The organism is Bordetella pseudohinzii, assembly GCF_000657795.2.
Classification (GTDB): domain Bacteria; phylum Pseudomonadota; class Gammaproteobacteria; order Burkholderiales; family Burkholderiaceae_B; genus Bordetella; species Bordetella pseudohinzii.
Genome location: NZ_JHEP02000010.1, coordinates 157,077 through 177,358 on the forward strand (window position 1 = coordinate 157,077; position 20,282 = coordinate 177,358).

General features: G+C 67.2%; 17 protein-coding genes. 9 read left to right on the forward strand and 8 right to left on the reverse strand.

Annotation, left to right across the window (positions count from 1 at the left end; genetic code table 11):
* Positions 1-4: 4 nt before the first annotated feature.
* The 3 genes from L540_RS14275 to L540_RS14285 all read left to right on the forward strand — a co-directional run bounded on the left by L540_RS14275 (position 5) and on the right by L540_RS14285 (position 3,233).
* Positions 5-1,846, forward strand: coding sequence for a dipeptide ABC transporter ATP-binding protein (locus L540_RS14275; protein ID WP_043208387.1), 1,842 nt, complete (start codon positions 5-7; stop codon positions 1,844-1,846).
* An 85-nt stretch (positions 1,847-1,931) separates the two neighbouring features.
* A complete protein-coding gene (locus L540_RS14280) occupies positions 1,932-2,564 on the forward strand; it encodes a class I SAM-dependent methyltransferase (RefSeq protein ID WP_043208389.1) in 633 nt (210 codons plus the stop codon).
* A 120-nt stretch (positions 2,565-2,684) separates the two neighbouring features.
* Positions 2,685-3,233 (forward strand): YaeQ family protein, encoded by a 549-nt coding sequence (locus L540_RS14285; RefSeq protein WP_043208498.1) that lies wholly within the window; start codon positions 2,685-2,687, stop codon positions 3,231-3,233.
* An 8-nt stretch (positions 3,234-3,241) separates the two neighbouring features.
* Here the strand turns inward: L540_RS14285 and L540_RS14290 are convergent, their stop codons facing one another.
* Complete coding sequence (locus L540_RS14290) at positions 3,242-3,871, reverse strand: chorismate--pyruvate lyase family protein (RefSeq protein WP_043208391.1); 630 nt, start codon at positions 3,869-3,871, stop codon at positions 3,242-3,244.
* A gap of 65 nt (positions 3,872-3,936) precedes the next feature.
* On the opposite strand from L540_RS14290, the gene L540_RS14295 reads away from it, so the two are divergent.
* Positions 3,937-4,668, forward strand: coding sequence for a pseudouridine synthase (locus L540_RS14295; RefSeq protein ID WP_043208395.1), 732 nt, complete (start codon positions 3,937-3,939; stop codon positions 4,666-4,668).
* A gap of 70 nt (positions 4,669-4,738) precedes the next feature.
* Here L540_RS14295 and L540_RS14300 read toward each other — a convergent pair whose 3' ends face one another.
* The gene (locus L540_RS14300) at positions 4,739-5,650 is read right to left on the reverse strand and encodes a LysR family transcriptional regulator (protein ID WP_109842435.1); all 912 of its coding nucleotides are present in this window, start codon (positions 5,648-5,650) and stop codon (positions 4,739-4,741) included.
* A 211-nt stretch (positions 5,651-5,861) separates the two neighbouring features.
* Between L540_RS14300 and L540_RS14305 the strand changes: the two genes are divergently transcribed.
* The 4 genes from L540_RS14305 (at position 5,862) to L540_RS14320 (ending at position 12,625) form a co-directional block, all read left to right on the forward strand.
* Entirely contained in the window at positions 5,862-7,058 is a 1,197-nt protein-coding gene (locus tag L540_RS14305) for an efflux RND transporter periplasmic adaptor subunit (protein ID WP_043208401.1), read from the forward strand.
* A gap of 12 nt (positions 7,059-7,070) precedes the next feature.
* Positions 7,071-10,241 carry an efflux RND transporter permease subunit gene (locus tag L540_RS14310; protein ID WP_043208403.1) on the forward strand — a complete coding sequence of 1,057 codons (3,171 nt, stop codon included), beginning with the start codon at positions 7,071-7,073 and terminating at the stop codon, positions 10,239-10,241.
* Entirely contained in the window at positions 10,238-11,701 is a 1,464-nt protein-coding gene (gene adeC / locus L540_RS14315) for an AdeC/AdeK/OprM family multidrug efflux complex outer membrane factor (RefSeq protein ID WP_043208405.1), read from the forward strand. The genes L540_RS14310 and adeC overlap by 4 nt, the downstream gene beginning before the upstream one ends.
* A gap of 225 nt (positions 11,702-11,926) precedes the next feature.
* The gene (locus tag L540_RS14320; RefSeq protein ID WP_053073221.1) at positions 11,927-12,625 is read left to right on the forward strand and encodes an outer membrane protein; all 699 of its coding nucleotides are present in this window, start codon (positions 11,927-11,929) and stop codon (positions 12,623-12,625) included.
* A 39-nt stretch (positions 12,626-12,664) separates the two neighbouring features.
* Here the strand turns inward: L540_RS14320 and L540_RS14325 are convergent, their stop codons facing one another.
* Both L540_RS14325 and L540_RS14330 read right to left on the reverse strand, forming a co-directional pair.
* Entirely contained in the window at positions 12,665-12,916 is a 252-nt protein-coding gene (locus L540_RS14325) for a GlsB/YeaQ/YmgE family stress response membrane protein (protein WP_043208407.1), read from the reverse strand.
* A gap of 92 nt (positions 12,917-13,008) precedes the next feature.
* Positions 13,009-13,629: an SCO family protein gene (locus L540_RS14330; protein ID WP_043208410.1), complete on the reverse strand. Its 621-nt coding sequence runs from the start codon at positions 13,627-13,629 to the stop codon at positions 13,009-13,011.
* Between the two features lie 186 nt (positions 13,630-13,815).
* Between L540_RS14330 and L540_RS14335 the strand changes: the two genes are divergently transcribed.
* Positions 13,816-14,499 (forward strand): class I SAM-dependent methyltransferase, encoded by a 684-nt coding sequence (locus tag L540_RS14335; protein ID WP_231584807.1) that lies wholly within the window; start codon positions 13,816-13,818, stop codon positions 14,497-14,499.
* 6 nt (positions 14,500-14,505) lie between these two features.
* Here L540_RS14335 and L540_RS14340 read toward each other — a convergent pair whose 3' ends face one another.
* The 4 genes from L540_RS14340 to L540_RS14355 form a co-directional block, all read right to left on the reverse strand.
* Positions 14,506-16,560 carry a M3 family metallopeptidase gene (locus L540_RS14340; RefSeq protein ID WP_043208503.1) on the reverse strand — a complete coding sequence of 685 codons (2,055 nt, stop codon included), beginning with the start codon at positions 16,558-16,560 and terminating at the stop codon, positions 14,506-14,508.
* 126 nt (positions 16,561-16,686) lie between these two features.
* Entirely contained in the window at positions 16,687-17,541 is an 855-nt protein-coding gene (gene folD, locus L540_RS14345; protein WP_043208414.1) for a bifunctional methylenetetrahydrofolate dehydrogenase/methenyltetrahydrofolate cyclohydrolase FolD, read from the reverse strand.
* The gene (locus L540_RS14350; protein ID WP_029579488.1) at positions 17,538-18,164 is read right to left on the reverse strand and encodes a response regulator transcription factor; all 627 of its coding nucleotides are present in this window, start codon (positions 18,162-18,164) and stop codon (positions 17,538-17,540) included. Before L540_RS14350 ends, folD begins: the two co-directional genes overlap by 4 nt.
* Positions 18,161-19,915, reverse strand: a complete 1,755-nt coding sequence (locus tag L540_RS14355) for a PAS domain-containing sensor histidine kinase (RefSeq protein WP_043208506.1) — start codon at positions 19,913-19,915, stop codon at positions 18,161-18,163. The genes L540_RS14350 and L540_RS14355 overlap by 4 nt, the downstream gene beginning before the upstream one ends.
* Between the last annotated feature and the right edge of the window lie 367 nt (positions 19,916-20,282).

Genomic DNA, 20,282 nt, shown 5'->3' on the forward strand with positions numbered 1-20,282 from the left:
AAGTATGGACAATCAGCGTGTGGTGCAGGTCGACGGCCTGACCGTGCGCTTCAAGACGCCCGCGCGCACGGTCGAGGCGGTGCGCGATGTGTCGTTTCACGTCAATCGCGGCGAGACGCTCGCCATCGTGGGCGAATCGGGTTCGGGCAAATCGGTCACCTCGCTGGCCTTGATGCGCCTGGTGGAGTATGGCGGCGGCAAGATCGCCTCGGGCGACATGCTGCTGCGCCGGCGCAATGGCGAGGTGCTGGACCTGGCGCGCGCCGAGGAGCGGGTGCTGGAGAAGGTGCGCGGCGCCGATGTGGCCATGATCTTCCAGGAGCCCATGACCTCGCTGAATCCGAGCTTTACGGCCGGGTTCCAGATCGCGGAGGCCCTGCGCCTGCACCAGGGCCTGGACGCCGGCGCGGCCCGCGCCGAAGCCTTGCGCATGCTCGAGCGCGTGCGCATCCCGGAGGCGCGCGCCATACTGGACCGCTATCCCCACCAGCTCTCGGGCGGCATGCGCCAGCGCGTCATGATCGCCATGGCGCTGTCGTGCAAGCCCCAGCTGCTGATCGCCGATGAGCCGACCACGGCCCTGGATGTCACCATCCAGGCGCAGATCCTGCAATTGATCCGCCAGCTCCAGGAAGAGATGGATATGGGCGTGATCTTCATCACCCACGATATGGGGGTGGTCGCCGAGGTCGCCGACCGCGTGCTGGTGATGTATCGCGGCGACAAGGTGGAAGAGGGCGGCTCCGACGAGATCTTCGCCCATCCGCGGCACGCCTACACCCGCGCGCTGCTGTCGGCCGTGCCGCGGCTGGGCGCCATGCAGGGCAGCGATCTGCCCAAGCCGTTTCCGCTGCTGCGCGTCGACGGCGCCGCGGCGGCCGAACCGGTGGCCGCGGACACGGTGCGCCGCGACCAGGGCCCGGTGCTCAAGGTGCGCGATCTCATCACCCGCTTCGATATCCGGGGCGGCGTCTTCGGCGGGGTGCAAAAGCGCGTGCACGCCGTCGAGAAGGTCAGCTTCGATCTCTATCCGGGCGAAACCCTCTCGCTGGTGGGCGAGTCGGGCTGCGGCAAGACCACGACGGGCCGCTCCCTGCTGCAGCTGGTCAAGAGCCAGGGCGGCAGCATCGAGTTCGACGGCCGCGACATCGGCACGCTGCGCGGCGCGGCCATGCAGACCCTGCGCCAGCATATCCAGTTCATTTTCCAGGATCCCTTCGCTTCGCTGGACCCGCGCATGACGGTGGGCGACTCCATCATGGAGCCGCTGCTCATCCACAAGGCCGCGCGCGGCAAGGCGGCCGAGGAGCGCGTGCGCTGGCTGATGGACAAGTGCGGCCTGCTGCCCGAGATGATAGGCCGCTATCCGCACGAGTTCTCGGGCGGGCAGCGCCAGCGCATCTGCATCGCGCGCGCCCTGGCGCTGAATCCCAAGGTGGTGATCGCCGACGAGTCGGTCTCGGCGCTCGATGTGTCCATCCAGGCGCAGATCGTCAATCTGCTGCTGGATCTGCAGCGCGACCTCGGGGTGTCCTTTCTGTTCATCTCGCACGACATGGCGGTGGTCGAGCGCGTCAGCCACCGCGTGGCGGTCATGTACCTGGGCCAGATCGTGGAAATCGGCCCGCGCCGCGCCATTTTCGAGAACCCGCAGCATCCCTATACCAAGAAGCTGATGGCCGCCGTGCCCATCGCCGACCCCCAGCGCCGCCACCGCCAGCGCTCGCTGCTGGTTGACGAAATCCCCAGCCCGGTGCGCCGGGTGGGCGATGAGCCCGTGGTCCAGCCCCTGGTGCGGGTGGGCGAGGGCCATTATGTCGCCCGTCACGCTATCGGCGTGTATTGAGAGGACGGATACTAGGTTTGGTCTGATATTGGCGGGTGTTTCATGACGGCCATGGACGAGTTGGACAAATATTTGCGATTTGTCCATGGCAAATCTCTCTCGTCCCGGGCGCCTGCGGCGCGCCCTCGGCCGCGCGCTGTTTTCCTTGTCGCCCCGCATCGCGCAGGGCCTGGGGGTGCGCTTCCGCTACGACTCGGCCGACCGGCGCTTTCTCGAGGGGCCGGTCTTTGAATTTCTCAACCTCTGCTATCGCGGACGCCATGCCCGCTGCCTGTTCATCGGCATGTCGCGCTACAACTGGCACTATCCGCGCCTGCTCGGCCTGGATTTCCATTCGGTGGATATCGATCCGCGCTGCGCGCGTTTCGGGCAGCCGGGCCGGCATGTCACGGGCGACGCCACGGCCTTGCGGGACCACTATCCCGCCAGCCACTTCGACGTGGTGATCGCCAACGGCATGGTGGGCTACGGCGTCGATGACGCCGAGGCCTTCGGCCGCCTGCTGCACGGGGCGATCGATGTGCTCAGGCCTGGCGGACGGCTGATCCTCGGCTACAACGACACGCCGCGCCGCCTGGGCTTCGACATGGCGCTGGCGCTGGAGGGCTGCGGCCTGGCGCCGGAGGCGCCGCCCATACTCGGCCTGGACGGCCACACCGTGCGCTTCCCGGCGCCGGGCTGCCATCGCTATGTGTTCTTGCGCAAACCCCGGGGCTGACGGCCTTCGAGGGCGCGTGCCTGGCCCCTAGGCCAGGAAGACCGTCCCCGTGGCCGAGTCCGGGCCGCGGCCCGCAGGCGTTATGATGGCGGGCTTTGCTCCACCCGCCGGATGGTGTTCATGGCCTTGCGCGCAACGATATATAAAGCCGACCTCAATATTGCCGATACCGACCGCCATTATTACGGCAGCCATGGGCTGACCGTGGCGCGTCACCCTTCGGAGACCGATGAGCGCATGATGGTGCGCATCGCCGCCTTCGCCATGCATGCCGACGAATCTCTGGCCTTCACCAAGGGCCTGAGCGACACCGACGAGCCCGATATCTGGTCCAAGGACTTGACCGGCGCCGTGTCGCTGTGGATCGAGGTCGGCCAGCCCGACGAGCGCCGCATCCTGCGGGCCTGCGGCCGCGCCGAGCAAGTCGTCATCTATTGCTATGGCGGCCATGCTTCCCAGGTCTGGTGGGACGGTGTGCGCGGCAAGGTGGACCGGGCGCGCAACCTGCGCGTGGTCAACCTGCCGGCGGGCCAGACCCAGGCCCTGGCCGGGCTGGCCGAGCGCGGCATGCAGATCAACGTCAATATCTCCGACCATACGGTCTATGTGTCGGCGGCCCAGGGCGAAGTGGCCCTGGAACCCGAGGTGTGGCGCGAGGCCAGGGACTGAGACCGGCGTCAGCCGCGCGGCTCGCTGGCGGGAATCCCGGCGCGCCGTTCATGCGCCTTGAGGGGCGGCACGCCGCGTCCGGCGCCGCGCCAGAACTGCGGCAAGAAACACTCGGCCACCAGCAGGGGCTGGCCATGGCGCCAGAACACCGAGCGGCGCGCCCACAGGAAGCGGGCGTCGGCGGCCGACACCGAGGGCAGCCCGGCGACCATGCGGAAAAAGGGCAGGGGCGAGGCCAGCCTGCGGCAGGCAAAGGGCGAGCGGGTGACGCTGCGGTCGTGGTAGAGCATATCGGCCAGCGGCCGCGTCAGCAGGCGCCGCATGCCTTGCCAGCTGCCATGGGAGGCGGGCAGGGGCGTGAGGCTGCGGGCCGGCACGCTGTCGATGCCGTCGATGGACATCAAGACCTCGCGCACCCATACGGCCGAACCGGGAGCGATGCGCATGGCCCGCGCCTCGTCGGGCGCCGCGCCCTGGGCATATTCGTCCACCACGCGCAGTTGGACCTGGCCCAGCTGGCGCAGGCCGGCGGTCAGGGCGCCCGGGCGGAACAGCCAATGGCGTTGGGCAGGGGTCAGGAAAAACGGGGCGCGTGTCAGCCAGCCGGCGGCCAGCGGTGCGAGATACAGGTCAGTCATGGCTACGTATTATGCCAAGACCGCCGGCGCCGATCGGCCGCCCGCCGCGCCTTACAATACGCGCCATGGAAAAAGTACGTATCTCCAAGTTGATGTCGGAGCGCGGCCTGTGCTCGCGCCGCGAGGCCGACAGCTATATCGAGCGCGGCTGGGTGCGGGTCGACGGCGTGGTCGTCTCCGAGCTTGGCGCCAAGGCCTATCCCGACCAAACGATCACGCTGGAGCGCGCCGCGCGCGCGGCGCAGACCTCGCTGGTCACCATCCTGATCAACAAGCCCATAGGCTATGTTTCCGGCCAGGCCGAAGACGGCTACAAGCCCGCCGCCGCCCTGGTCGACGCCCGCAGCCAGTACGAGGGCGACCGCTCGCGCCGCCGTTTCGACCGCGCGCATCTTCGCGGCCTGGCCGTGGCCGGGCGCCTGGACATCGATTCCCAGGGACTGCTGGTGCTGACCCAGGACGGCCGCATCGCCAAGCAGCTGATCGGCGAGGAGTCGGCCGTCGACAAGGAGTATCTGGTGCGTGTCGAGGGCAGGCTGGACGAGCGCGGCCTGGCGCTGCTCAACCACGGCCTGTCGCTGGACGGCAAGCCGCTCAAGCCGGCCGAGGTGCGCTGGCAGAACGACGACCAGCTGCGCTTTGTGCTGCATGAGGGCAAAAAGCGCCAGATCCGCCGCATGTGCGAACTGGTCGGCCTGAGGGTCGTGGGCCTGAAGCGCGTGCGCATCGGGCGGGTGCGCCTGGGCGATCTGCCCTTGGGGCAATGGCGCTATCTGCGCGACGACGAGCGCTTCTGAGCCGCTTGCGGCCGGCCTTATTTGTATCAGCTTCGCGCAAACTAATTTCAGTACATTACAAACAGGGCGCTCAGACTGTGTGAGGGAACAGCCTGGCGCTATGCTTTTTGCCCGGCCCCTGCATGCCGAGCCGCTCCATCAGGAATTCGATGAAGATGCGCGTCTTGGCGGGCAGCAGCCGGGTGTCCGTGACCGCGTAGACCGGGAAGGGGCCGGCATGCCAATCCGGCAGCACCCGTTCCAGGGGGCGGCCTTCATTGCCGGGCGTGCTGCCCAGGATGGCGATCCCCGCGCCCAGCCCTGTCAGGCTGCGCAGCATGGACACGCTATTGACCGAATAACGCTTGCCCGGCGTGACCTCGAGCTGCTGCTGCCCATCGGTCAGCGGCCATCGGGTGACGCGGCCGGCATGCCCCACCCGGAACTCCAGGCACTCATGTTTGACCAGATCATCCGGATGCCGCGGCCGGCCATGCCGGTCGAGGTAGTCCGGCGACGCATACAGATAGGCGGGCAGCATGCCCAGCAGGCGCGCGATCTGGGTGGAGTCCGGCAGCTCGCCCACCTCGATGGCGACGTCGCAGGCCTGGAACACCCGGTTGGCATGCTCCGGGCTGGCGATGTCGAGGTAGAAGTCCACCTCGGGGTAGCGCTGGGAAAAGGCGACGAAGCACTCGGCCAGGAACTCCGTGCCGAAATCGGCCGGCAGGTTCACGCGCAGCGGGCCCGAGGGCGTTTCCAGCAGGTTTTGCAGTTCTTCATGCACCACCTGGGCTTCGGCCACGATGCGCTGGCAACGGTCGAAGTACAGCTGTCCAGCCGCGGTCAGTTCGACTTTGCGCGTCGTGCGGGCCAGCAGTTGCAGGCCGACGGAGCGCTCCAGCTCGGCCACCTGGCGCGACAGCGTCGATTTGGGAATGCCGAGGTTTTCGGCCGCGCGGCTGAAGTTGCGCGTCTTGGCCACCTCGACGAAGAGTTCCATGCCTTGGAGTCGATTGTTCATGGAGCGTCAGCTTAATGTCTGGGAAGCAGATTAATTGTCCCATAAATGGAATGATGTTTTCGTATCGTCCGACTTTGTTTCTCGGACGGGATAACGGAAAATGTGGCGTTTTGCATCGCAGCAAAACGAGTACCCGCGCACGGGCGTGCAGGCCCGCCGTCGGGGAGATGTTGGATTCGGGAAGGATCAGATGAAGAACAAGAAGCAGGTTTGGCGCGGCGCGGCCGCGCTTTCGGCGATGGCGCTGGCCCTCGCATTGGCCGGCTGCGGCAAAGAGCAGGCCGCGCCTCAGGCAAACAAGCCCCAGGTCGGGGTGGTGACCCTCAAGTCGCAGTCTGTTTCGCTTTCCACCGAATTGCCGGGCCGCACGTCGGCCTTCCGTATCGCCGAGGTGAGGCCGCAGGTCAGCGGCATCGTGCAGAAGCGCCTCTTTACCGAGGGCGGTGAGGTGCGCGCCGGCCAGCAGCTCTACCAGATCGACCCCGCGCTCTACCAGGCAAGCTATGACAGCGGCAAGGCCGCGCTGGCGCGCGCCCAGGCCCAGCTGCGCACGGCCGCGCTGCTGGTGGACCGCTACAAGCCGCTGGTCGAGACCCGCGCGGTCAGCCGCCAGACCTATGACGACGCCGTGGCCGCGCGCGACCAGGCCAATGCCGATGTGCTGTCGGCCAAGGCCGCGCTGGAGACGGCCCGCATCAACCTGGTTTACACCAAGGTGCTGTCGCCCATCGATGGCATCATCGGCCGCTCTCTCGTGACCGAGGGCGCCCTGGTGACCGCCAACCAGTCCGGCGCGATCGCCTCGGTGCAGCAGATCGATCCCATTTATGTCGATGTGACCCAATCCAGTGTGCAGCTGCTGCGCCTGAAGAACGCGATGGCCAGCGGCCAGCTGCAGCAGGCCGACGGCGCCCAGGCCGCCAAGGTCACGCTGATGCTGGAGGACGGCAGCACCTATGCCGAGGCCGGCAAGCTGGAGTTTTCCGAAGTGACGGTGGACCCCACCACGGGTTCGGTGACCTTGCGCGCGGTGTTTCCCAACCCCAAGCATCAGCTGCTGCCCGGCATGTTCGTGCGCGCCCGCCTGGCGCAGGGCGTGGCCAATGACGGCCTGCTCGTGCCGCAGCGCGGCGTGACCCGCAGCCAGCGCGGCCTGCCGACCGCCCTGGTGGTCAATGCCGAGAACAAGGTCGAGCTGCGCGAGCTGGTGACCGACCGCGCGCTGGGGGACCAGTGGCTGGTCACCAAGGGCCTGGCCGCGGGCGACCGCGTCATCGTCGAGGGCCTGCAGTCGGTGCGTCCGGGTATCGAGGTCAATGCTCAGGAATATCAGGCCCGCGCAGCCGCGCCGGCCGGGCAGGGCGGCCAGGCGCCGGCGGCCAAGTAAGGGAGCCAGCGCATGGCAAAGTTTTTTATCGACAGGCCGGTCTTCGCCTGGGTGATCGCCATCGTCCTGATGATGGCCGGCGCCTTGTCCATCCTCAATCTGCCGGTGGCGCAATATCCCAATATCGCGCCGCCCGCCATCGCCATCAACGTGACCTACCCGGGCGCCTCGGCGCAGACCGTGCAGGACACGGTGGTCCAGGTGATCGAGCAGCAGATGAACGGCATCGACAACCTGGAGTACATCTCTTCGGAGAGTAATTCCGACGGCAGCGTCGCCATTACGCTGACCTTCCGCCAGGGCACCAATCCGGACACGGCCCAGGTGCAGGTGCAGAACAAGCTGGCCGTGGCCCAGCCGCTGCTGCCGCAGGAAGTGCAGCAGCAAGGCATACGGGTGACCAAGGCGACCAAGAACTTCCTGATCGTCGCCGGCTTCGTCTCCTCCGATGGCAGCATGGACAAGTCGGACCTTGCCGACTATGTGGCGTCCTATGTGCAGGATCCGATCAGCCGCACGCGCGGCGTGGGGGACTTCCAGCTGTTCGGCGCCTCGTATGCGATGCGGGTCTGGCTCAGCCCCGAAAAGCTCATCAATTACAACCTGGCCGCCTCCGACGTCACCAACGCCATCAAGGAGCAGAACGTCCAGGTGTCCTCGGGCCAGCTGGGCGGCCTGCCGGCCACGCGCGGCCAGCAATTGAACGCCACCGTCATCGGCCCCACCCGCCTGCAGACGCCGGAGGAGTTCGGCGACATCCTGCTCAAGGTCAACACCGACGGCTCGCAGGTGCGCCTGCGCGACGTCGCCAAGATCGAGCTGGGCGCGCAGGGTTATTCCATCGACAGCTATTACAACGGCAAGCCCGCTTCGGGCCTGGCGGTCAAGCTGGCCACCGGCGCCAATGCGCTGGATACGGCGCAGGCGGTGCGCGAGACCATCAATAGCCTCAAGCCCTATTTCCCGCCGGGCATGGAGGTGGTCTATCCCTACGACACGACGCCCTTTGTCAGCCTGTCCATCGAGAGCGTGATCCACACGCTTTTCGAGGCCATCGTGCTCGTGTTCCTGGTGATGTACCTCTTCCTGCAGAATGTGCGCGCCACCCTCATCCCGACCCTGGCCGTGCCGGTGGTGCTGCTGGGCACCTTCGGGGTGCTGGCCGCATTCGGCTATTCCATCAATACTCTGACCATGTTCGGCATGGTGCTGGCCATCGGCCTGCTGGTCGATGACGCCATCGTGGTGGTGGAAAACGTCGAGCGCGTCATGGCCGAGGAGGGCTTGTCGCCCAAGGCCGCCACGCGCAAGTCCATGGGCCAGATCACCGGCGCGCTGATCGGCATCGCCATGGTGCTGTCGGCCGTGTTCATTCCCATGGCCTTTTTCGGCGGCTCCACGGGCGTGATCTATCGCCAGTTCTCGATCACCATTGTTTCGTCCATGGTGCTGTCGGTCATCGTGGCCATCGTCTTCACGCCGGCCTTGTGCGCCACGCTGCTCAAGCCCATCCCCAAGGGCCATCACGGCACCAAGAAGGGCTTTTTCGGCTGGTTCAACCGCATGTTCGAGCGCTCCACGGACGGCTATGCCAATACCGTGGCGCGCACGATGACGCGCGGCAAGCGCATGCTGGTCATCTACCTGGCGCTCATCCTGGCCATGGGCTGGCTGTTTACGCGCATCCCGACGGCCTTCCTGCCCGAGGAAGACCAGGGCATTCTGTTTGCCCAGGTGCAGGCGCCGGCCGGCGCCAGCGCCGAGCGCACCAAGGTCGTGATCGATCAGGCCGTGAACTACCTGCTCGAAAACGAGAAGGAGTCCGTGGCCTCGGTGTTCGCGGTCTCGGGCTTTTCCTTCGGCGGCCGGGGCCAGAACGCGGCCATCCTCTTCATCAAGCTGCGTGACTGGAAGGAACGCCAGGCCGCCAGCCAGCGGGCCGCGGCGGTGGCGCAGCGCGCCAATGGCTATTTCTTCGGCCATATCCGCGACGCCCAGGCCTTTGTCTTCGCGCCGCCGGCCGTGATGGAGCTGGGCAACGCCAGCGGCTTTGACTTCATGCTGCAGGACCGCGCCGGCGTGGGCCACGAAAAACTGCTGGCCGCGCGCAATCAGCTCCTGGGCGAGGCCGCGCAAAGCCCCGTGCTGGCCCGCGTGCGCCCCAATGGTATCGAGGACGCGCCCCAGTACCAGCTGGACATCGACCGCGAGAAAGCGCGCGCGCTGGGCGTGGCCATCGCCGACATCAACAGCACCTTGGCCACGGCCTGGGGCTCGTCGTATGTCAATGATTTCATCGACCGCGGCCGCGTCAAGAAGGTGTTCGTGCAGGGCGAGGCGGCCTCGCGCATGCTGCCCGAGGACCTGGAAAAATGGTATGTCCGCAATGCCTCGGGCGACATGGTGCCGTTCTCGGCTTTCGCCAAGGCGCACTGGACCTATGGGCCGCAGAAGCTGAACCGCTACAACGGCGTGCCCTCCTACAACATCCAGGGCGAGGCGGCGCCGGGACGCAGTTCGGGCGACGCCATGGCCGAGATGGAACGCCTGGCCGCCAAGTTGCCCGCGGGGATAGGCTACGAATGGACCGGCCTGTCGCATGAAGAACGGCTCTCCGGCGCCCAGGCGCCCGCCTTGTACGCGATCTCGCTGATCGTGGTCTTTCTCTGCCTGGCGGCGCTCTATGAAAGCTGGAGCGTTCCGACCGCGGTCATGCTGGTGGTGCCGCTGGGCGTGCTCGGGGCATTGGCCGCCACGTTGTTGCGCGGCCTGTCCAACGACGTCTATTTCCAGGTCGGCCTGCTCACGACAGTGGGCCTGGCGGCCAAGAACGCGATCCTGATCGTGGAATTCGCCAAGGAGCACTATGAGCAGGGCGCCAGCCTGGTCGAAGCGGCGGTGCACGCGGCGCGCCAGCGCCTGCGGCCCATCCTGATGACCTCCATGGCCTTCATCCTCGGCGTGGTGCCCCTGGCCATCTCCAATGGCGCGGGCTCCGGCAGCCAGCACGCCATCGGCACCGGCGTGATCGGCGGCATGTTGTCCGGCACCTTCCTGGCGATTTTCTTCGTGCCCCTGTTCTTCGTGCTGATCCTGCGCCTGTTCAAGGTCAGGCGCCTGACCGAAATCCGCGCGCAGGAAGAGGCGGCGCACCCTCATTCCAACGGAGATCAGCAGCAATGATCCCCAGCATGAAAACCCTGTTGTCCCTATCGCTGGCCGGCGCCCTGGCCGGCTGCTCGCTGGCGCCCAAGTACGAGCGCCCCGAGGCGCCCATCGACGCGGCCTACCCCAGCGGCCCGGCCTATGGCGCGGCGGTCCAGCCGGCCGCCGGGCAGGTGGCGGCCGCCGACGTGGGTTGGCGCGATTTCTTCCGCGATCCGCTGCTGCAGCGCATCCTGGAGCTGACGCTGGAGAATAACCGCGACCTGCGCGTGGCCGCGCTCAATGTCGAGGCCGCGCGGGCGCAGTACCGCATCCAGCGCGCCGACCTCCTGCCCTCGGTGGGCGTGGCCGGCGACGCTTCGGCGCAGCGCCTGCCCGGCGACCTGACCCAATCGGGCAACCCGCAGATCTCGCGCCAGTATCGCGTGGGCGGCGCCATCGCCTCCTGGGAGCTGGACCTCTTCGGCCGCATCCAGAGCCTGAGCGAGGAGGCCTTGCAGACCTACCTGGCCCAGGACGAGACGCGCATCGCCACCCAGCTGACGCTGATTTCCGAGACGGCCAATGCCTATTTGACCTTGCGGGCCGACCAGGAGCTGCTCCAGCTGACCCAGGACACCCTGTCTTCGCAGCAGGACTCCTACAAGCTCACCAAGCAAAGCTACGACCAGGGCGTGGCGACCGCGCTGGACCTGAGCCAGGCGGAGATCTCCCTGCGCACGGCCGAGCGCAACCAGGCCCAGTATCTGCGCCAGGTGGCCCAGGACCGCAATGCGCTCACGCTGCTGGTGGGCCAGCCGCTGCCGCCCGAGCTGCAGAACCAGCTGGAAGGGGCCACGCGCCTGCCGGATGACATCGTCATCGCCGACCTGCCGGCCGGGCTGCCTTCGGACCTGCTGGCGCGCCGCCCGGATGTGCGCGCCGCCGAGCATGTGCTGCGGGGAGCCAATGCCAATATCGGCGCGGCGCGCGCGGCTTTCTTCCCCGCCATCAGCCTGACCGGTTCGGCCGGTACGGCCAGCGCCTCGCTGGGCGGGCTGTTCAAGGCCGGTTCGGGCGCCTGGAGTTTTGCGCCGCAGATCACGCTGCCCATTTTCGCGGGCGGCTCGCTCATGGCCAATCTCGATCTCGCCCATGTGCGCAAGCGCATCGAAGTGGCCAACTACGAGAAGGCCATCCAGAGCGGCTTCCGGGAAGTGGCCGACGGCCTGGCCGGGCGCGCGACGCTGGACCAGCAGATCGGCGCGCAGCGCCAGCTGGTCGATGCCAGCCAGCGCGCCTACACGCTGGCCGATCAGCGCTTTCGGCAGGGGGTGGACAACTACCTGAGCGTGCTGGATTCGCAGCGTTCGCTGTACGCGGCGCAGCAGGTGCTGATCGCCACCCGCCTGGCGCGCCTGTCCAATCTGATCAGCCTGTATAAATCCCTGGGCGGCGGTTGGACGGAGCGTACGGTGACGGCGGCGCCGCAGGGCTAGCCGCGTCCTGGTTGAACGCGGGCCGGGCAAACACGTTTTTGCGTGTTTGCCCGGCCCGTTCTTATTTATCAGCCCAGTTAACCGTCCTGTGTATATGCCCTGCAACAGTCGGCCCAAAATAGGCCGGATTCACCTATGGGCCCGCCGGCCCCGCTCTTAGAGTACGCCCTGGCTCGCCCCGCTCGCCGGGGCGTTTCTTATTTCGAACGCCAAGAGGCATGGGGTATGCATCATATGAAGAAACTGGTGATTGGATGGGTGGTCGGCCTGGCCGCGGCGGGGGCGGCCCAGGCCCAGGATAGCGGTTTTTACGGCACCGTCCGCATGGGCGCGGCCATCAACCGCCTGAATGACATGCAAGGGCACACGCGCTCGACCGGCGGCGTGGACCTGGGCGATTCCGCGCATGTCACGCGCTGGCTGGGCGCCGTGGGGGTGGGCTATCACTTCCATCCGGGCTGGCGCGCCGAGGTCGAGTATGTCCTGCCTAACAGCATGCGCTTCAAGCGCAAGGCGGCGTTGCGCGAAGGCAACGTCGGGGTGGGCGTGCACCTCATGCGCTCGCAGCGGCTGATGCTGAATCTGTATCGGGATATCGAGCTGAGCGATCGCTTCAGCCTGTATGGCAATGTGGGCCTGGGCATGGCCTTCGTCAAGGCCGACGGCCATGTGACCTCGCTGCCCGATAACCGGCGCGATGACCTGAGCAGCCGCCGGCAGACGCGCTTTGCCTGGAATATCGGCGCTGGCGCCACCTATGCCCTGAACGAGGCGTTCAGCCTGGACCTGGGCTATCGCTATGTGCAGGCGGGCAATGTCCGCACGGGCACGGTTGCGGGCGTGCCGGCCGACGGCGAGAACGCCCATTTGCGCGGCAAGCTGCGCGTGCACGAAGTCTATCTCGGCGCGCGCTACCGCTTCTAAGGCGGGGCGGGGCGGGGCGCCGGGCGGCGCCCCGCGCCTTCAGGCGCGTTTGCGGGCGATGAATCCCACGACGAAGAGCACGATGACCGCGCCGACGACAGAGCCTATCCAGCCCGCCGGCTCGCCGGGCGCATACCAGCCCAGCGCCTGCCCGAGATAGCCCGCCACGACCGCGCCGACGATACCCAGTATGGTGGTCATGATGATGCCCATGTTCTGGTCTCCGGGCATCAGGGCACGGGCGATAAGACCCACGACAAAGCCGACGATAATCATAATGATGATGCTCATGCGCGCTCTCCTTCCTAGGGGGGTGGTCGCAGCCATCATACTCACGACAGGCTGCGGCGGGGTGTAACAACTCGTGTATGCCGCCCGCCGTGTCAGCCCTCGGTGATCTCCAGCAGCTGCTTCAGGTCCTTGGCGATGGCCGCCACGCTGTCGGTATCGGAGGCCAGCAGCCGGGCGCGGCCCTGCTTGTCGAAAATATAGACGCCGCGGCTGTGGGTGACGTCGTAGATATCGGGCGAGTCGCCGGGCTTGGGCTTTTCGATCTGGTAGGCCACGCGATAGCGCCGCGCCAGGTCGGCGATCTGTTTTTCGCTGCCGGTCACGCCGATGGCCTGCTGGTTGAAGGCGTTGACATAGGCTTGCAGGATGTCGGGCGTGTCGCGGTGAGGGTCGACGCTGACGAACAGGATGCGCACGTTGCGGGCCTGATCGCCCAGCTGCTGCAGGACTGCCGTGAGCTGGGCCATGGTGGTGGGGCAGACATCCGGGCAGCTGGCATAACCGAAAAAGAGCAGCACCGTCTTGCCCTTGAGGTCCTCGCTGCTCAGGGTCTTGCCCCCGGCGGCCGGCAGGCTGAACTTGAGATCGGGCAGATGCCCCTTGACGTCATACAGCGTCCAGTCCGCGGAGCGGTCGCCGCAGGCGGCCAGGGTGAGGCAGAACACCAGCATGAGCGCGCGCCAGGCGCGGCCAGGGAAAAGCTTGCGCAGCATAGGGCAGGAGCGGCAGGCGCCGCGATAGGGGGTCGTTGGGCTGGCATGATTCTACCGTCATGCGGCGTACGGGCAGGTAATTCCGTCCCGTATTTGCCATTGTCATCTCAAGCGCGCATGCTTTGGCCAAGACTTTCGGTTTTTTGTCAGTATCGGCCCCGCTCGGGGCCCGGCAAGGCAGGCAGTGTGATTCCGTACCACCCCGTTGTTCTCGACCTCCTGGCGCGCGATGGCGCGCGCGAAGTCCTGGATGCGCCATGCGGCACCGGCTGGCTGGGCCAGTCCTCGACCGGCTTGCTGCTTGACGGCGTGGGGTTGTGGGAGTTTCCGCCGCCGCGGGCCGGGTATCGCGAGGTGCGCCAGCATGATCTGGACCGGCCGCTGTCGCTGCCGCGCCATTACGACGCCGTGGTGTGCTGCGAGGCCATCCATCTGCTGACCAATCCTGGCCTGGCCTTCGAGAGTTTCTTCCAGGCCCTGCGGCCGGGAGGCCGGCTCATCGTCACCACGCCCAATACCTGGTATCAGCGCTCACGGCTGCAGTTTCTGCTCAGGGGCTTTCATTCGGGTTTCCGGCCCATGGTGGGCCGCAGGCGCGGCGAGGACTACATCACTTACTTCGCCTGGAGTTTTCCGCTGCTGCATCTGCTGATGACGCACTGCGGCTATGAGGACATCCGGCTGCACGAGGTCAGCGAGCCCAAGCCCAAGCGCCTGGTCGAGCATGTGCTGGCGCTGCCGTCGCGGCTGTACTGCCGCCGCCAGCAGCGCCGCGACCCGCATCATGCGGACTACTGGCGCCAGGCGGGATCGGCGCAGTCCCTGCACGGCCGCTGGCTGGTGGTGTCAGCCAGGCGGCCGCGGGCCTGACGCCCGTCAGGCGGCGTCGAGCATGCCGCTGTGACGCAGCAAGGCGTCGATGCGGGGCGCGCGGCCCCGGAAGGCCGCAAAGGATTCGGCCGCCGGCCGGGCGCCGCCCACGGCCAGGATCTCGCGCCGGAAACGCAGGCCGGTGGCGGGGTCCAGGGTGCTGCCCGCCTGGGCGGCTTCTTCGAAAGCCTCGTAGGCGTCGGCCGATAACACCTCGGCCCATTTGTAGCTGTAATAACCGGCGCCGTAGCCGCCGGCAAACAGGTGCGAGAAGGCATGCGGGAAACGATGCCATTGCGGCGGGAACAGCACGGCCACCTCGGCGCGCACGGTTTCCAGCAGGGCCATCACGTCGGCGATGGGCATGCCGCCGGCGCGGTCGTGCATCAGCATGTCGAACAGCGCGAACTCGATCTGCCGCACGGCCTGCATGCCGCTCTGGAAATTGCGCGCCGCCAGCAGGCGGTCGAAGAGGGCGCGAGGCAGGGGTTCGCCGCTGTCGACATGGGCGGAGAGCTTTTGCACCACGGCCCATTCCCAGCAGAAGTTCTCCATGAATTGCGAGGGCAGTTCGATGGCGTCCCATTCGACGCTGGCGAAGGCCGAGGCGCCCGGTTCGTCGACTTCCGACAGCAGGGCATGCAGGGCGTGGCCGGTCTCATGGAAGAGGGTGATGACGTCGTCGTGCGTGAGCAGGGCCGCCTTGCCGCCGTTGGGGCGCGAGAAATTGCAGGTCAGGTAGGCGACCGGGGTCTGCACCTGGCCGGCCACGCGGCGGCGGTTGCGCTCGCTATCGACCCAGGCGCCGCTTTGCTTGCCGGCGCGCGCATAGAGGTCGAGGTAGAGATAGCCCAGGGTCTGGCCGGCGGGGGATTCCACCCGCACGCCGCGCACATCGGGATGCCAGGCCGACACCTCGGCTTCGCGCAGGCGCACGTCGAAGAGGGTCTCGATGACCTCGAACAGGCCGGCCAGCACGCGCGGCTCCGTGAAGTACTGCTTGATCTCGTCTTCGGAATAGGCGTAGCGGGTTTCGCGCAGCCGCTCCGAGACAAAGGGCACGTCCCAGGGCTGCAGGTCGGCCAGCCCCATTTCGGCCTGGGCGAAGGCGCGCAGCTCGGCCAGATCGCGCTGCGCATGAGGCTTGGCGCGGGCGGCCAGGTCGCGCAGGAAACCGGTGACTTCGGCCGCCGTGCTGGCCATGCGGGTCTGCAGGCGCAGGTCGGCGAAGCTGGCAAAGCGCAGCAGCGCGGCCTCTTCGGCGCGCAGGGCCAGCAGTTCTTCGATCAGGCCGGAGTTGTCGTAGCGGCTTTCGCCCTGTTCGGAGGCCACGGTGCCATAGGCGCGATACAGGGTCTCGCGCAGCGTACGGTCGCGCGCATACTGCATGACGGGCAGGTAGCAGGGCATCTTGAGCGTGAGCAGATAGCCTTCGCGGCCCTGTTCGCGCGCGGCGTCGGCCGCGGCGGCCACCACGTCGGCCGGCACGCCCTCCAGGCGGCTGGCGTCGGGCAGGTGCAGCGTCCAGGCGTCGATGGCGTCGAGCACGTTTTCGGAGAATTTTTGCGAGGCCTGGGCTTCGCGGTCGGAGATCTCGGCATAGCGCGCGCGGGCCTCGCCCTGCAGCTCCACGCCGCTGAGGCGGAAGTCGCGCAAAGCCAGCTCGACGACGCGGCGGCGCACGGCCGGCCATTGGGCAAAATCGGCCGCCTGGGACAGGCGCTGATACTGGCGGTACAGCCCCTCGTGCAGGCCGACCCAGGTCGAGAACTCGGTGACCTTGGGGAGGGCGGCGTTGTAGGCCTCGCGCAGCTCGGGGGTGTTGACCACGGCGTTCAGGTGGCCGGCCACCGACCAGGCGCGCCACAGGCGCTCGGATTGCGTATCCAGGGGCTCGACCACGGCTTGCCAGGTGGCGGGGCGGGCCGGGTCGGCCGCGGCCTCGACAGCCTGGCGCGCCAGGACCAGCAACTCGTCGATGGCCGGGACGATGTGTTCGGGTTTGACAGCGGCGTAGTCAACCAGGTCAGCCACGGGGGCGAGCAGCGGGTTCTGAGTCATGGGCATCCGATAGAAAGGCGTAACAGGGCCGCCCGCTGCGCGCGGCAGGGGCGGATGCTTGATATATGGGGAGTATGCCCGGGAATGCAAGCGGCCGGCAGGCCGGCCGCTTGCCGGATCGGACGGTCAGCCGGCCAGGGTGCGCTCGGCGGCTTCGACGGTATTGACCAGCAGCATGGCGATGGTCATGGGGCCCACGCCGCCGGGCACGGGCGTGATGGCGCCGGCCACTTCGCGCGCGCTGGCGAAGTCCACGTCGCCGCAGAGCTTGCCGTCGGCGCCGCGGTTGATACCGACATCGATGACGACGGCGCCGGGCTTGATCATGTCGCCGGTGACCATGCGCGGGCGGCCGGTGGCCACCACCAGCACGTCGGCGCGGCGCGTCTGCGCGCCCAGGTCGCGCGTCTTGGAGTTGCACAGCGTCACGGTCGCGCCGGCGGCCAGCAGCAGCATGGCCATGGGCTTGCCGACGATGTTGCTGGCGCCCACGACCACGGCCTCGGCGCCGCGCAGGGCCACGCCTTCGGCTTCGAGCATCTTCATGACGCCGTAGGGCGTGCAGGGACGGAACAGCGGCTGGCCCGTCATGAGCAGGCCGGCATTGCTGATATGAAAGCCGTCGACGTCCTTGCCGGGGGCGATGGCTTCGATGACCTTGTGCGAGTCCAGGTGGGCGGGCAGGGGCAGCTGCACCAGGATGCCGTGGATGGACGGGTCGCGGTTCAGGGCGTCGATGCGGGCCAGCAGCTCGGCCTCGCTCAGGTCGGCCGGATATTGCTCCTTGACCGAATGCAGGCCGGCTTTTTCGCAAGCCGCCACCTTGTTGCGCACGTAGACCTGGGAGGCCGGGTCCTCGCCCACCAGGACGACGGCCAGGCCGGGGCGCACGCCCTTGGCGGCCAGGGCCGTCACGCGCTGGGCGACCTCTTCGCGGATACGCTGCGAGAGCGCGGCGCCATCAATGATTCTTGCGGTCATGCGTGGGCCTCGGGTTTGGCCAAGGCGACTTTCATGAGGTCGGCTACGGTGGTCACTTCAAGTTTTTCCATGATGTTGGCGCGATGCGCCTCGACGGTCTTGATGCTGATGCCCAGGTCGTCGGCGATCTGCTTGTTCAAGCGGCCGGCGACGATGCGCTCGAGCACCTGCTGCTCGCGCGCGGTCAGGCGCGCCAGCATGGCTTCGTGGTCTTTCTGGGCCTGGTGCTTGGAGATGCGCTGCGCGGCCTGCTCCAGCATGCGCGCGACGATTTCGCGCAGGTCCGATTCGTTGAAGGGCTTTTCGAGGAAGTCGATCGCGCCCTTTTTCATGGTGGACACGGCCATGGGCACGTCGCCGTGGCCGGTGATGAAGACGATGGGCAGGGGGGCGTTGCGGGCGATGAGCTGCTCCTGCAGCTCCAGGCCGCTCATGCCGGGCATGCGCACGTCGGCGATGAGCACGCCCACCTGGGCGGCGTCGTATTCGTCCAGAAAGGATTCCGCGCTGGCGAAAGCGCGCACCCGGTAACCGTTGGCCTCCAGCAGCCAACGCAGGGAATCGCGGACAGCTTCGTCGTCATCGACTATGTATACCGTGCTCGACAGGTGGGGGGTGTTCATGCGTGCAACTCCTCGGACTGGTCATTCTGTGCGGGCGCCTCGGGCGCCGCACAGGGCAAGGTAAAGCGGAATATGGTCCCGCCAGCGGGGTTCGGATCGGCCCACAGACGACCGTGGTGCGATTCGATAATGGTACGGCAGATATTCAGCCCCATGCCCAGGCCCTGGGACTTGGTGCTGAAGAAAGGCTCGAAGAGCCGCTCGGGCTCGGCGATGCCATGGCCGCGGTCGACCACGGCCACTTCGATCTGGTTGTCGTGCGGGATGACCGCCACCTTGAGCTCATCGGATTCGCTGCCTTCCATGGCCTCCAGGCCATTCTTGAGCAGGTTGAGCAGCACTTGCTCGATGAGGATGGGGTCGGCCAGCACATCGGGCGCGGTCGAGGGCACGAAGCTCTCGATGCGGATGCGGCGCTTGCGCGCGTCGATCTCGGCAAAGCCGATGGCGTTGTCGACGATGCGGCCGATGGGCACGCGCTGGCGGCGCGGCTCGCTGCGTTTGACGAATTCGCGGATGCGGCTGATGATCTTGCCGGCCCGCTCGGCCTGGGCCGCGGCTTTTTCGAGCGCGGGCAGCAGCATGTTGGGGCTGGTGTGGCCGGCCTTGACCAGGGCCACCGCGCCCATGCTGTAGTTGGCGATGGCGGTCAGCGGCTGGTTGAGTTCGTGCGCCAGCGAGGAGGCCATCTCGCCCATGGTGGTCAGGCGGCTGGTGAGCTGGATTTTTTCTTGCTGCACGCGCGAGGCTTCTTCGTGGGTGCGGCGCTCGGTGATGTCGCGGGCCACCTGCATGCGCACGCGCCGGCCGTCGGTCCAGGCCAGCATGCGGTGGTGCACCTCGAACCAGCGCTGCACCGAGGGCGCGAAGACTTCCACCGACTCATCGGTGAAACGGCCGCGCCGCCCGGCCAGCAGTTCGTCGTGGCCGCCGGTCTGGGCGCCGAAGACGCGCCGGTAGGTGCGGTTGGCGAACAGCAGCTCCAGGCCGTCGTGCGTGTCGGCGGTGACCGAGATGGCGTCGTCCAGGCCTTCGAGCACCGTCATGAAGCGCTCATGGGCGGCGGTCAGGGCCTCGCGGATGCGCTTGGGCTCGGTGATGTCGGTCATGGAGGTCATCCAGCCGATCTGGTTGCCGTTGGGGTCCAGCAGCGGCGAGACATACATGCGCGCGGTAAAGCGCGAGCCATCGCGGCGCTGGGCCTCGACCTCCAGGCCGCTGGAGGGCGTCTTGCCCGACATCAGCACGTCCAGCGTGTGCTGGTGCTGCTCGTGGCGGCCCGGCACCCAATAGGGAAAGGGAGGGCTGCGCCCGATCAGGTCGGCCTCGTTCCAGCCTATCATGCGGCAGAAGGCCGGATTGACATAGGCGATCCGGCCTTCCATGTCGAGCACGCGCATGCCGGTGGACATGGAGTTTTCCATGGCGCGCCGGAACCCGGTCTCGGCGATCAGGGCGGCCTCGGCCGTGGACCGGAAGCGTGTGTAGCGCCACAGCATCAGCAGGCTGATGATGATGACGATGGACAGCGCCAGCACCACCCAGATCAGGCGCTGCTGGCGCAGCTCCTGGTCTATGGTCACGAACATGACGCTGTCGTCGTGGATGCGCTGCAGCCAGAAAAACATGCCCATCACGCATAGATAGAGGACGAGCACCAGCGCAGGCGTTACCCAATACAGACCGCGCCGGCGCGAGCGGGCGTGATCACGGAAGGAATTCGGGATATTGGACTTGGCGGGACTGGACATGGGCATGCGGCCGTTAGGCTGCGTATTTTACGGGGTAATGAGGTCCGGGTGGGCCGCGGGCCGGCCGTCCGGCGGACGCCGGCCGGGCCGAGGCGGGCGCGGGCGCCGATATTTCGATGTTGCACTGCGCAATATCGGGCCGCCGGGGAGGGGGTTTACCCCGTTTTCCGCTCTGGCGGCCGTCCTGGCTGCGCCGCCGCATCGCCATGCCGGACCTGGCACGGCGATGCGGCCGGCTGCCGCCGGTTGGCCGCGCACGCCGCCATGGCGGGCCATCCGGCGCGGAAAATGCCAGGCAGGGTATGCCATCCTATTAGCGGGAGCGGGTTCAGAAAATTGTCAGCATTCCGCATTATGAAATGCCGTA